Origin of the sequence: Aquibium carbonis (assembly GCF_003970795.1) — a bacterium.
In the GTDB taxonomy this organism is placed as follows: domain Bacteria; phylum Pseudomonadota; class Alphaproteobacteria; order Rhizobiales; family Rhizobiaceae; genus Aquibium; species Aquibium carbonis.
Genome location: NZ_RWKW01000068.1, coordinates 12,484 through 25,215, shown reverse-complemented (window position 1 = coordinate 25,215; position 12,732 = coordinate 12,484). Strand labels below are relative to the sequence as shown.

The window sequence follows — 12,732 nt, the reverse complement described above, 5'->3', positions numbered from 1 at the left end:
ACGACCGCGCGGCGAAGAAAGCACAGGCGGAAGGCAAAGGACAAGGGCGGGGGGATGATGCTTGGCTGGAAGACGAGGCCCTTCACCCCGCTGCGCGGTCGATCACGTCCTCGGCCCACTGGTTGAGGCTCTTACCGGAAAGCTCGGCCGCCAAAGCAGCCCTGCGATGGACCTCCGGGCTGACGCGGAACATCATCTTCCCCGAATAAGGCTTCTGCGGTTCCTTGCCGATCCTGGCGCAGGTTTCGAGATAGTCGTCGACGGCTTCGTGAAAGGCAGTTCGCAGGTCCTCGACGTTGTCGGCATGAAAGCCCACGCCATCGCGGATGCCGGCGATCTGGCCAAACAGAATTCCGTCCTCGTCATCATATTCGATGCGGGCCGAATAGCCCTTGTAGGTCATCATGTTGTTCATGGCTCGATACCCAACCTGATCAGGAACGCCCGGGCAGCGCGGACCTGATAGCGTTTCGCTTCCTTGGCCGGATGAGGACGGTGAAAGCTCTCGACCTCGCCACCCTTCTCGAATCGGACGCGAGAGCCGCTGCCCTCGATGATCCTGCATCCGACCGCGACGAGCAGGCTTTCGACCGCTGCCCATTCCAGGGTGCCCGACACGGGATCGCTGAAGATGGCCGCGAGAGTCCTGCGCTGCTTGCCGTTCATGGCAGCAACATAGGGTTTGCTAGCACTTCATGCAAGCATCGCCTCTAACCGCCCGCCTACGCCTCGCGGATGGCGTAGCCGGCGCCGCGGATGGTGCGGATGATGTCGGGCATGCGGCCGTTGTTGACCGCCTTGCGGAGCCGGCCGACGTGAACGTCGACGGTGCGCTCGTCGATGTAGATGGTCTCGCCCCAGACGTTGTCGAGCAGTTGTCCGCGCGAGAAGACGCGGCCGGGATGCTGCATCAGGAACTCGAGCAGGCGGAATTCGGTCGGGCCGAGCTTGATCTCGGCCTTGCGGCGGTAGACCCGATGCGCTTCGCGGTCGAGAACGATGTCGCCGACCTTGAGCACGGAGGACAGGACCTCCGGCTTCGCCCGGCGCAGCAGCGCGCGGACGCGGGCGACGAACTCCGGGGTCGAGAACGGCTTGACCAGATAGTCGTCGGCCCCGGTGGAGAGACCGCGAACGCGGTCGCTCTCCTCGCCGCGCGCGGTCAGCATGATGATCGGCAGGCGCTCGGTCTCCGGCCGCACGCGCAGGCGACGGCAGAGCTCGATGCCGGAAATGCCGGGCACCATCCAGTCGAGAACGAGCAGATCCGGCACGCTTTCCTGCAAGCGGATTTCGGCCTCGTCACCCCGGGTGATGACCTCCACCTGGTAGCCTTCGGCCTCGAGATTGTACTTCAGGAGGACGCAGAGCGGCTCCTCGTCCTCCACGACCATCACCTTTGCGGCGATCATGCCACGGGTTTCCTTCAGCCGGCGGCGTCGGAGACGGCGGTCTCGTCGACGCGCGGGCGCGACATCGGCAGTTGCCGGCCCGTCATGACATAATAGGCGTTCTCGGCGATGTTGGTGACGTGGTCACCGATCCGCTCGAGGTTCTTGGCGCAGAAAAGCAGATGCGTGCAGGCGGTGATGTTGCGCGGATCCTCCATCATGTAGGTGAGGAGTTCGCGGAAGATCGCCGTGTACTTGATGTCGATCTTCTCGTCGTCGGCGCGCAGCGCGGGAAGCTCCTCGGAGCGGCGCTCGGCGTAGAAGGCCACGACGTTCTTCACCTGGTCGTGCACCAGCGAAGCCATGGAATCGATGGAATGCGCGAGCGGCTTGGGCGTGGCCGACTGGCCGACCGCGCCGACACGCTTGGCGATGTTCTTGGCAAGGTCGCCGATCCGCTCGAGATCGGAGGCCATGCGGATGGCCGAGACGACGGCGCGCAGGTCCTGCGCCATCGGCTGGCGCCGCGCGATAAGGGTGATCGCCTGCTCGTCGAGTTCGCGCTGCTTGGCGTCCATGATGGCGTCGTCGGAGATGACCCGCTGCGCCAGCGGGTTGTCGGACGACAGCAGCGCCCGCGTGGCATCGGCGACCATGGTCGCCGAGAGGGCGCCCATGTCGCGGATCAGCTGGTCGATCGACCCAAGTTCCTCGTCGAAGGAGGCTACGGTGTGCTCACCCATGTTGTGTCCTCGTCTTTGAAGCTGGACCGGCGTCAGCCGAAGCGGCCGGTGATGTAGTCCTGGGTGCGCTTGTCGTCGGGGTTGGTGAACATCTTGTCGGTCGGCCCTTCCTCGACGAGATAGCCGATGTGGAACATGGCCGTGCGCTGCGAGACGCGGGCGGCCTGCTGCATCGAGTGCGTCACGATCACGATGGTGTAGTTCTGGCGCAGTTCGTCGATCAGCTCCTCCACCTTGGCGGTGGCGATCGGATCGAGCGCCGAGCAGGGCTCGTCCATCAGGATGACTTCGGGCGACACGGCGATGGCGCGCGCGATGCACAGTCGCTGCTGCTGGCCGCCGGACAGGCCGGTGCCGGACTCCGAGAGGCGATCTTTGACCTCGTCCCAGATTGCCGCCTTGCGCAGGCTCTTCTCGACCACCTCGTCCATCTCGGCCTTCGACTTCGTCAGGCCGTGGATGCGCGGACCGTAGGCGATGTTCTCGTAGATCGACTTCGGAAACGGGTTCGGCTTCTGGAACACCATGCCGACCCGGGCGCGAAGCTCGACGACGTCGATCTTCGGATCGTAGACATCTTCCTGGTCGAGCGTGACCTTGCCGCCGACGCGGCAGCCGTCGATCGTGTCGTTCATGCGGTTCAGGCAGCGCAGGAAGGTGGACTTGCCGCAGCCCGACGGGCCGATCAGCGCGGTGACCTGGTGCTCGGGGATCTGCAGGTCGACGCCGAAGAGCGCCTGCTTCTCGCCGTAATGGACGGTGACCTTGTCGCCGCGCATCTTGATCCTGGGTTCGTTCTTCATGGGCGAGAGCTTCTGTTCGATGGAGGCTTCGGTCAACATGTTCATATCTCTCTACTCCATTACCAGCGGCGCTCGAAGCGCTGCCTCAGGAAGATGGCGATGGCGTTCATCGTGATGAGGAAGCCGAGCAGCACGAGAATGGCGGCGGAGGTTCGCGAAACGAAGCCGCGTTCGGGGCTGTCGGCCCAGATGAAGATCTGCGTCGGCAACGCCGTCGCCGGCTCCAGAATGCCGGCCGGCGGGCTGGTGATGAACGCGTTCATGCCGATGAGCAGCAGCGGCGCGGTCTCGCCAAGCGCCTGGGCCAGGCCGATGATCGTGCCGGTCAGGATGGTGGGCATCGCGAGCGGCAGGATGTGGTGCATGATGACTTCATGCTTGGAGGCGCCGATGCCCAGCGCCGCCTCGCGGATGGAAGACGGAACCGACTTCAGCGAGGCGCGGGTGACGATGATGATGGTCGGCAGGGTCATCAGGGCGAGCGCCAGGCCGCCGACGAGCGGGATCGAGCGCGGCATGTTGAACCAGCCGATGAACACCGCCAGCGCGAGCAGGCCGAACACCACCGACGGGACCGCCGCAAGGTTGTTGATGTTGACCTCGATGAGGTCGGTCAGCTTGTTCTTCGGGGCGAACTCTTCGAGATAGATGGCCGCCGCGATGCCGCATGGAAAGCTGATGAAGAAGCAGACCATGAGCGCCCAGAACGAGCCCGAGATGGCACCGGCCAGACCGGCGAGTTCCGGGAAGCGGCTGTCGGCATTGAAGAACAGGCCGGTGTTGAACGGCCGGGAGATCATGCCCTGCTGCGCCAGCCCGTCGAACCAGGCGATCTGCTGGTCGCTGACGCGACGCTGGCTCTCCGGCGTGGAGCGGTCGATCTGGCCCTTGGCGAGCTGGTCGACCGGATCGGCCATCGGGATGGTGAACGTGACCGTGGTGCCCACGAGGCGGGGATCGGCGACGACGCGGTCGCGGACGAGGAAGGGCGCGTTGTTGGTGAACATCGCGAAATAGGCACGCTCGTCGGCGGTTTCGAGCCCGGGCGTGGCCGCCTTGAAGGCGTCGCGGACGATGTTGCGCCAGTTGGCCCCGAAGACGTCGTTGCGGTCGATCCGTTCGTCGTCGAGGGTGATCTGCACCGAGACCATCGTCTGCGTGAAGGCCGTGTAGCCCGTCATGACCAGCGAGGTGATCAGGATCGCCAGAAGACCCAGAGCGGTGGCGATGGCGGCGATGCCGTAATATTGCAGCCGGCGATCGGCCGCATAGCGGCGGCTGCGCCTTTTCTTGAACTCGTCCGAGGACCAGTCGATCGTGCGCGCGCCGGAACCGGTCGTTTCTACCGCGGCCATCAGTACTTCTCCCGGTATTTGCGGACGATGCTGAGAGCGATCACGTTGAGGAACAACGTGATGATAAAGAGCATCAGGCCCAGTGCGAAGGCGGAAAGCGTCTTCGGGTTGTCGAATGCGGTATCGCCGATCAGCAACGTCACGATCTGGACGGTCACGGTGGTCACCGAGTCGAGCGGGTTGATGTTCATGGAGGCGATCAGGCCGGCGGCCATGACCACGATCATCGTCTCGCCGATCGCTCGGCTGAGCGCCAGCAGGATGCCGCCCATGATGCCGGGCAGCGCGGCCGGCAGCAGCACCTTGCGGATCGTCTCGCCCTTGGTTGCGCCCATGGCGTAGGACCCCTCGCGAAGGGCACGCGGAACGGCGGCCAGCGCGTCGTCGGAGAGGGAGGAGATGAACGGGATAAGCATGATGGCCATGACGCCACCAGCGGCAAGCGCGCTGCGTGGCGCCACGGAGAGGCCGAGCCCGGTGCCGAAATCGCGGATCAGCGGCGCCACGATCAGCACCGCGAAGAAGCCGTAGACCACGGTCGGCACGCCGGCGAGGATTTCCAGCAGCGGCTTGACGACGGAGCGAACCCGCACATCGGCATATTCGGTGAGGTAGACCGCCGACATCAGCCCGATAGGCACGGCAAAAACCATGGCGATGGTGGCGATGACGAAGGTGCCGACGAAGACCGGGATGGCGCCGAACGCGCCGGAGCCGGCGACCTGGTCGGCGCGGATCGGGATCTGCGGCTCCCAGCGCGTGCCGAAGAAGAACTCGGACGCGGGAACGCGCATGAAGAACTGGATCGATTCGAACACCAGCGAGGCGATGATGCCGATCGTGGTGAAGACCGCGACAAAGGAGCAGAACACCATGAAGATGTTGAGCGAAAGCTCGACGCTGTGGCGGGCGCGGTAGCGCGGCGCGATGGCGCGCACGCCGAGCACCAGGCCGAGGGCGCCGATGACGCCCACGATGACGACCATGGAGACGTGAGCCAGCCAGGTCCAGCCGTTCAGCGTTTGCGCTGCCGCGAGAAGATCCTCGCCCGGGGTGCCGAACTGGCGACCGGCGGCGAGCTGCCTGATTTCGCTGATGAGCAGCGATCGCTCGGCCGAGGACATGGCTGCGATGCGGTCGGCGTCGAAGAGGCCGAGGATCATCCGGTTGATGACGGCGTCCTGGAAGAGAACCCAGACGAGAACGATGATCAAGGGCGGGGCGCAGGCCCAGATCGCGGCGTTGAAGCCGTGATACGTCGGACGCGAGTGCATCGAGGCGCCGACGGATCGGCCGACGACCGAAGCCTGGCGACGTGCCGCGAAATAGGCGACGAGCGTGAGAAGCAAAATGAGCGCGAAAGCGTAGCTGACCATACCCGTCCCCAAAGCCTGCGAAGTCAAAGGGGAAGGCCGCCGGTTTCCCGGCGGCCTTCCCTCGGTCTGGAGATTACATTTCCAGCTTCTTGCCGCCGGTCACGGCCTCACGCACTTCCAGGATCTTCTCTTCGGAAAGCGGGGTCAGGCCGCGCTCGGCGAGATAGCCGCCAGCCGCCAGAGCTTCCTCGGACATATACTCCTCGAGGAACTCGTTCATGCCAGGAATGACGCCGCGATGCGCGTTCTTCACGTAGAAGAACAGCGGGCGAGCAACCGGGTAGGAACCGTCGGCGATGGTGTCGAAGGTGGGCTCGACGCCATTGATGGCAACGCCCTTCAGCTTGTCGGAGTTTTCGTAGAGGAACGAATAGCCGAAGATGCCGATCGCGTTGACGTCGCCGTCGAGCGACTGGACGATGAGGTTGTCGTTCTCGCCGGCTTCGACGAACAGGCCGTCCTGGCGAACGCGCGAGCAAGCGACGTTCCAAGCGTCACGGTCCGTCTTCTTCAGTTCGGCGAAGAACGGCATGGCGCTGCAGCCATCATGCAGGGTCAGCTCGACGAAGGCATCGCGGGTGCCCGAGGTCGGGGGCGGGCCGATGATGACGATCTTGGTCGCCGGCAGTGACGAGTCGACGTCAGCCCAAGTCTGGTTCGGGTTGGGGACGAGTTCACCGGCCTCGTTCGGCAATTCGGCGGCCACGGCGCGGAAGATCTGCTCTTCGGTCAAATCCCAGTCGGCATCGTTCTTGCGCGAGATCGCGAGCGAGAGACCGTCATAGCCGATCAGCGCCTCGGTGATGTCGGTCACGCCGTTGGAAGCGCAGAGCTCCTTCTCGGACTTGGTGATGGCGCGCGACGCGCCGGTGATGTCGGCGTGGTCCGGTCCGATGCCGCCGCAGAAGGCGCGGAAACCGCCGCCCGTGCCGAGCGACTCGACCACGGGAGCCGGGTTGCCGGTCTTGGACGAATATTCTTCAGCGACAGCCTGATTGTACGGGAAAACGGTCGACGAACCGACGATGCGGATCTGATCGCGCGCGGCGGCAACGCCGACCGACGCGGTCAGGGCGATGGCAACCGCCGACGCCGAGACGAGAAACTTGTTCATGGGGCCTACTCCTCTTGGGAATTCCTCTGACGCCAAAGTCTTGCGCCGCGGCCCGAGTAGCCCGCCCATGTTACAGTTCGATGACACATTTGTGTCGGCAGGATTAAGGTTTCGATTCCGCCGCTCCGGCAGTGCTTTGCCGGCAACGGGAACGGGGTGCATCCGCCGCAGCCCCGGAAGACGGGTCTGCGGCCGGCGGTCAGGCGGTCGAGGACTGCGCCTGCCGGGAGTGCGCGAGCCACCGGCCGACCTTCTCGCGAAGCGTTCGCGGGCTGATCGGCTTGGACAGATAGTCGTCCATGCCGGCCTCCAGGCAGCGGACGCGGTCGCCCTTCAGCGCATGGGCGGTGACGCCCACGATCGGGATGTGCTCGCCCTCCCCTTCCTCCGCGCGGATGGCCTGGGTGGCCTCCAGCCCGCTCATGAGCGGCATCGAAACGTCCATGAGGATCATCGAGGGTCGCATGCCGCGCCAGATCTCGAGCGCGAGTTCGCCATTGCCGACGATTTCGAACGTATAGCCGGTTTCGCCGAGGATCTGCGCGAAGACCAGCTGGTTGACCTCGTTGTCCTCGGCCACGAGGATGTCGAGATGGCTCGTCCAGCCGCCGACCTCGGTCGTGGCGTCGCCGGGCGGCGTGGCGTCGGCCGGCGGCGTCGGCCGCCGCTCGGGCAGCTTGTGGACGACCGCGGCCTCGTGTTCCCGCGGGGCGAGGGGAGGCGGCGGCGCGACCGGCCTCGCCGAGACGGCGCCACGGGCGAGCCGGCGCCGCTGCACCTCGGCCAGAAGCGACTCCTGCAAGAGGTTGGAGCGGACGGGCTTGATGATCTGCATGGCGATGCCGAGGTCGCGATGCTGCCGGCCGCTGAGCGGCTGATCGACGGACGTCAGCATGATCACCGGCGTGTCGTCGATGAAGGGCGTGGCGCGGATCCTGGCCGCGACGTCGGCGCCGTTCATGCCCGGCATCTGGTAATCGAGTACCACGCAGTCGACCGGCAGGCCCAGACGCGCCGTCTCGGCGAGCACCGCCATCGCCTCGCTGCCGCTGGAGGCCGCGCACGCATCGTAGCCCCAGGCCGCCATCTGCTCCATCAGGATCGACCGGTTGACCGCGTTGTCGTCGACCACGAGGATGCGGGCGCCGGTGACGTCCATCGGGACGATCCGCCGGCTCTCGACGGCCTCGCCGACGGGCAGCTCCAACTCGACCCAGAAGGTGGAGCCTTCGCCGAGCCGGCTCTCGACGCCGATGCGGCCGTTCATCAGCGTCACCAGCCGCGAGGTGATCGCCAGGCCGAGGCCGGTGCCCTCGTGGCGGCGGGTGGAGCTGGAATCCACCTGGCTGAACTTTTCGAACACCTGGGCGATCATGTCTTCGGGAATGCCGATGCCGGTGTCCTCGACCTCGATCCGAAGCCTGGCCGTGCCGTCCGAGACGTTGCCGGACACGTCGACGAGAACATGGCCGGCATCGGTGAACTTGACGGCGTTGCCGACCAGGTTGGTCACGATCTGGCGCAGGCGACCAGCGTCGCCGACCACGACGGGCGGCAATCGCGGATCGACCCGCACGATGAGCTCGAGATCCTTCTCGTTGGCGCGCGTCGACATCAGCGTGGCGACGTCCTCCACCGATTCGGTGAGGTTGAACGGCAGCGGATCGAGCACCATCTGGCCGGCGTCGATCTTGGAGAAGTCGAGAATGTCGTTGATGATGGTCAGGAGCGCGTTGCCCGACTTGACGATGATGTCGGTGAAGGTCTTCTGCTTCACGTCGAGCTGGGTCCGGGCGAGGAGTTCGGCCATGCCGAGCACGCCGTTCATGGGCGTGCGGATCTCGTGGCTCATGTTGGCGAGGAATTCGGATTTGGCGCGGTCGGCCAGCACGGCGCGTTGCTCGGCACAGCGCAACGCCTCCTCGCGCAGCTTCAGTTCGGTGATGTCGACCCGCACGCCGACGAAGAAGCCGTCGCTGGTGCGCTCGTCATAGACCTGGAGCCAGGTGCCGTCGGGGTTCAGCTGCTCGCGCACGCCTTGCGTCTCGTGATAGCGGAGCAGGCATTTTTCGAGCCAGGCCGGCGGATCCTCGTCGTAGAGACGCTCCATCTCGGGCTCGTTCGGGAAGCGGAAGTAGCCGGCGGCATGGCCCCCTTCCAGAACGGCCCGCAAGGGGACGCCCGGGACGAGCAGGTGGGCGATCTTCGGCAGCCGCGTGACGATGTGCTCGTTGCAGAGCACGAACCGGTCATGCTCGTCATAGATGACGACGCCGGCCGGCAGCGTCTTCAACACGTGCGCGAGACGACGTCGGGCTTCCTCGGCTTCCTGTTCCCGCCGCCGGATGTCGGTGACGTCGAAGAGCAGGCCCGACAGGAACTGCTTGCCGCCATCGATGGTGACGAGCTGCTTGCGCAGGATGCGGAAACGCCCGTCGCCATGGCGGTCCGGATCGTCCTCTATCTCGAGCGGCTCGCCGGTGGCGAGAATCTTCTGTTCCTCCGCCTCCGACGGCACGGTCCATCTGTCTTCGAAGACGTCCCTCGCCCGCTTGCCGACCAGCGCGGCCGCGGTGCTGCCCACGAGCCGCGCGAACGCCTCGTTGACGAAGACGTAGCGCAGGTCGGTGTCCTTGACGAAGACCGGGTCGCTGACCGCGTTCAGCGCGGCCTCCACCAGCCCGGCCCGTTCGAGCGCGCGCTCGAGTTCGGCCGCGCGCAGCTTCAGCGGCGTGATGTCGTAGTGGACGAGGAAGGTCTTGCCGGCCGACAGCGGCGTGATCGAATAGAGAAGGGTGGAGCCGTCGGAGCGATGGATTTCGCCGGTGCCGAGGAGGCCGGCCTTCATGCCCTCGATGCGGCCGTCGAAATAGGCGTCCCGCTCGCTGGGCGGGAGATTGTAGAGGGCCCGCACCGGTTCGAGATCGAAGACCGCGCGCAAGGGCGTGCCGAGCGGTGCGGCCTGCTCGTCGATGCGCCAGAGTTCGCGAAAGGCGCCGTTGACAGACTCGATGCGGAGCTCGGAATCGAGCAGCATCACGCCCATGTTCATGGCGTTCAGCGCGGTCTTGAAGTCCCCGACCACCTGGTTGAGGGCTTCGTTGGCGCGCGCGAGTTCCTCCTCGCGCTGCTTCACCGCGGTGATGTCGTTGCAGATGCCGATGCGCCCGCCGTCCGCGGTGACGTATTCGCGGTGGAAGATCCAGCGCCCGTTCGTCATCCGCATGGTCGTCGGCTCAGGCGCGTCGAGGGCGCGATTGTGCAGGACGTCCCGCAGCCAAATAGAAGGGTCGACGCCGTCGGTGTCGAACAAGCCCCGTTCGAGCCCCGTCCGAAGGAAATCGCGGACGTGGATGCCGGGTCGAATGACGTCGGCAAGCCCGTCGTAGAGGGTCAGCAGTGCCTCGTTGTAGAGGACGATGCGGTCGTCGGCATCGTAGATCGCCACCGCGTCGTGGATGACGTTCATGGCCGAGCGCAGGGTTACGGCGTCCGCGTCGCCCGACCGGACGGCCGGCGCGGACGCAGGCGGCGCCCTGTCGCCGCCGTCGCGCAGGCTGTACGACGCTGCCTCGATCAGCGCCGTGACATTGCGCGTCGTGCCGCGATAGCCGCGGAAGTTTCCGTCATCGTCGAAGACGGGCATGCCGGAAACGGAGATCCAGCGACAGGCCGGGTTTCTGGCCGGCAGTTCCATCAGGAAATCGCGGAAAGGCTGGCGCGCGGCGATCAGATCGAGATGGGCGGCGAACCGGGGATCGTCCAGCGCCTTGCGGGAAAACCCCAGCATGGCCGACCGACCAATGATTTCGTTGCGTGGCAGGCCGGTGATCTCCAGGCCGCGCTCGCTCACCCAGGACCAGCGGTGGAACTCGTCCGTTTCCCAAAGCCAGTCGGCCGAGAGTTCGAGCAGGGTCGCGAAGCCATTGGCGCCGAACTGGGCGTCGATGTCGCGCAGGACGCCATCGGCGCCGGCCGGATTCGGCGACGGGTTCCAGCCGCCGCCCGCGGGCCGCGGCATTCCCGGCGACAAAGCCTTGCCAATTCCACCTTCCACCCGCAATCCCCCGACGGCGCACGTCAGGTTAGTCATGCCGCAGAAGTTTTAAGGATAAATAACCATTCGCGGACTTTTGGCCCACGAATGGTTAGTGGCAGGACAATCAAGCCGCGGTGACGTCGAACCGCAACGGCTTTGCCGAATCGATCTTCGGATTGGCGCGCAGTTCCGCCAGAACATCCTGCGGGAAGGGCTCGTCGAGGTAAAGCAACGCGATGGCATCGCCGCCCGGCCGGTCGCGGCCGAGATGGAAGTTGGCGATGTTGACGCCGTTGCCGCCGCAGATGGAGCCGAGCAGGCCGATGATGCCCGGCGCGTCGGCATTGGTGGTGTAGAGCATGTGCTCGCCGACCTCGGCATCGAGGTTGATGCCCTTGATCTGGATGAAGCGCGGCTTGCCGTCGGAGAAGCAGGTGCCCGCGATCGAGCGCGTCATGTGCTCGGTCTTGACCGTGAGCTTGATGTAGCCGTCGAACACGCCGGACTTGTCGCGGCGCACCTCCGACAGGATGATGCCGCGCTCCTTCACCATGATCGGCGCCGAGACCATGTTGACGTCGGAGACCTGCGGCCGGATGAGGCCGGCGAGGGCGGCACTCGTCAGCGCCTTGGTGTTCATCGTCGCCGTGGCGCCGTCGAACAGGATCTCGACCTCCTTGATCGGATCGTCGGTGACCTGGCCGACGAAGGCGCCGAGCACTTCGGCGAGCTTGACGAACGGCTTCAGGCGCGGGGCTTCCTCGGCGGTGATCGAGGGCATGTTGATGGCGTTGGAGACCGCGCCCTTGATCAGGTAGTCGGACATCTGCTCGGCGACCTGCAAGGCCACGTTTTCCTGCGCCTCGGACGTGGAGGCGCCCAGATGCGGCGTGCAGACCACGTTCGGCATGTCGAACAGCGCGTTTTCGGTGGCCGGCTCGACCTCGAACACGTCGATGCCGGCACCTGCGACCTTGCCGGACTTCAAGGCCTCGACGAGGTCTGCCTCGACGATCAGTCCGCCGCGGGCGCAGTTGATGATGCGCACGCCGTCCTTCATCTTCGCGATCGACGCGGCGTTGATGATGTTGCGGGTCTTGTCGGTCAGCGGCGTGTGCAGCGTGATGAAGTCGGCGCGGGCGAAGAGCTCGTCGAGCTCGACCTTCTCGATGCCGAGTTCGGAGGCGCGGCTCTCCGACAGGAACGGGTCGAAGCCGACGACGTGCATCTTGAGGCCGATGCCGCGGGTCGCCACGATCGAGCCGATGTTGCCGCAGCCGATGACGCCGAGCGTCTTGCCGGTGATCTCGACGCCCATGAACTTGTTCTTCTCCCACTTGCCGGCGTGGGTGGAGGCATTGGCCTCGGGGATCTGGCGCGCGACGGCGAACATCAGCGCCACCGCGTGCTCGGCCGTCGTGATGGAATTGCCGAAGGGCGTGTTCATCACGATGATGCCCTTGCGGGAGGCGGCCGGGATGTCGACGTTGTCGACGCCGATGCCGGCGCGGCCGATCACCTTGAGGTTTTCGGCCGCCGCGATCAGCTTCTCGGTGACCTTGGTGGCCGAGCGGATGGCGAGGCCGTCATACTGGCCGATGATCTCGGCGAGCTTGTCCTTGTCCTTGCCGATCTCCGGCAGATAGTCGACGTCGACGCCGCGATCCTTGAAGATCTGCACGGCGGTGGTGGAAAGGGCGTCGGAAACGAGAACGCGGGGCATGGGTGTGGTCCTTCGAGGATGTGTGCCCTCTCCCCCTTGCGAGGGAGGGTGTCGGCGGGCCGACGGATGGGTTTGGTTCAATCTGGCGGGCAGGTGCGGGAGGGCGACCTGGACCTGTCCGGTCCAGAGCGTCGCGGCCACCCCCACCCGGCCCTTCGGGCCACCCTCCCCACAAGGGGGAGGGTAAA

10 protein-coding genes are annotated in these 12,732 nt (G+C 65.6%); all 10 read right to left on the bottom strand.

Going from position 1 to position 12,732, the window contains the following annotated elements; translation table 11 throughout:
- Positions 1 to 82: 82 nt before the first annotated feature.
- A complete protein-coding gene (locus EJC49_RS17535) occupies positions 83 to 415 on the bottom strand; it encodes a type II toxin-antitoxin system HicB family antitoxin (protein ID WP_126701234.1) in 333 nt (110 codons plus the stop codon).
- Positions 412 to 666: a type II toxin-antitoxin system HicA family toxin gene (locus EJC49_RS17530; protein WP_126701233.1), complete on the bottom strand. Its 255-nt coding sequence runs from the start codon at positions 664 to 666 to the stop codon at positions 412 to 414. The genes EJC49_RS17535 and EJC49_RS17530 overlap by 4 nt, the downstream gene beginning before the upstream one ends.
- A 56-nt stretch (positions 667 to 722) precedes the next feature.
- On the bottom strand, positions 723 to 1,412 hold the full coding sequence (gene phoB / locus EJC49_RS17525) for a phosphate regulon transcriptional regulator PhoB (RefSeq protein ID WP_126701232.1): 690 nt from the start codon (positions 1,410 to 1,412) through the stop codon (positions 723 to 725).
- 14 nt (positions 1,413 to 1,426) lie between these two features.
- Positions 1,427 to 2,134, bottom strand: a complete 708-nt coding sequence (phoU, locus tag EJC49_RS17520; RefSeq protein ID WP_126701231.1) for a phosphate signaling complex protein PhoU — start codon at positions 2,132 to 2,134, stop codon at positions 1,427 to 1,429.
- Positions 2,135 to 2,166: 32 nt separating this feature from the next.
- Positions 2,167 to 2,982: a phosphate ABC transporter ATP-binding protein PstB gene (gene pstB, locus EJC49_RS17515; RefSeq protein WP_126701230.1), complete on the bottom strand. Its 816-nt coding sequence runs from the start codon at positions 2,980 to 2,982 to the stop codon at positions 2,167 to 2,169.
- 14 nt (positions 2,983 to 2,996) lie between these two features.
- Positions 2,997 to 4,292: a phosphate ABC transporter permease PstA gene (pstA, locus tag EJC49_RS17510; protein ID WP_126701229.1), complete on the bottom strand. Its 1,296-nt coding sequence runs from the start codon at positions 4,290 to 4,292 to the stop codon at positions 2,997 to 2,999.
- Positions 4,292 to 5,668 (bottom strand): phosphate ABC transporter permease subunit PstC, encoded by a 1,377-nt coding sequence (gene pstC / locus EJC49_RS17505; protein WP_126701228.1) that lies wholly within the window; start codon positions 5,666 to 5,668, stop codon positions 4,292 to 4,294. Before pstC ends, pstA begins: the two co-directional genes overlap by 1 nt.
- 73 nt (positions 5,669 to 5,741) lie before the next feature.
- The gene (locus EJC49_RS17500; protein ID WP_126701227.1) at positions 5,742 to 6,782 is read right to left on the bottom strand and encodes a substrate-binding domain-containing protein; all 1,041 of its coding nucleotides are present in this window, start codon (positions 6,780 to 6,782) and stop codon (positions 5,742 to 5,744) included.
- Between the two features lie 199 nt (positions 6,783 to 6,981).
- Positions 6,982 to 10,803 (bottom strand): PAS domain-containing hybrid sensor histidine kinase/response regulator, encoded by a 3,822-nt coding sequence (locus EJC49_RS17495; protein WP_245453451.1) that lies wholly within the window; start codon positions 10,801 to 10,803, stop codon positions 6,982 to 6,984.
- 142 nt (positions 10,804 to 10,945) lie between these two features.
- On the bottom strand, positions 10,946 to 12,544 hold the full coding sequence (serA, locus tag EJC49_RS17490) for a phosphoglycerate dehydrogenase (RefSeq protein ID WP_126701225.1): 1,599 nt from the start codon (positions 12,542 to 12,544) through the stop codon (positions 10,946 to 10,948).
- Positions 12,545 to 12,732 lie beyond the last annotated feature (188 nt).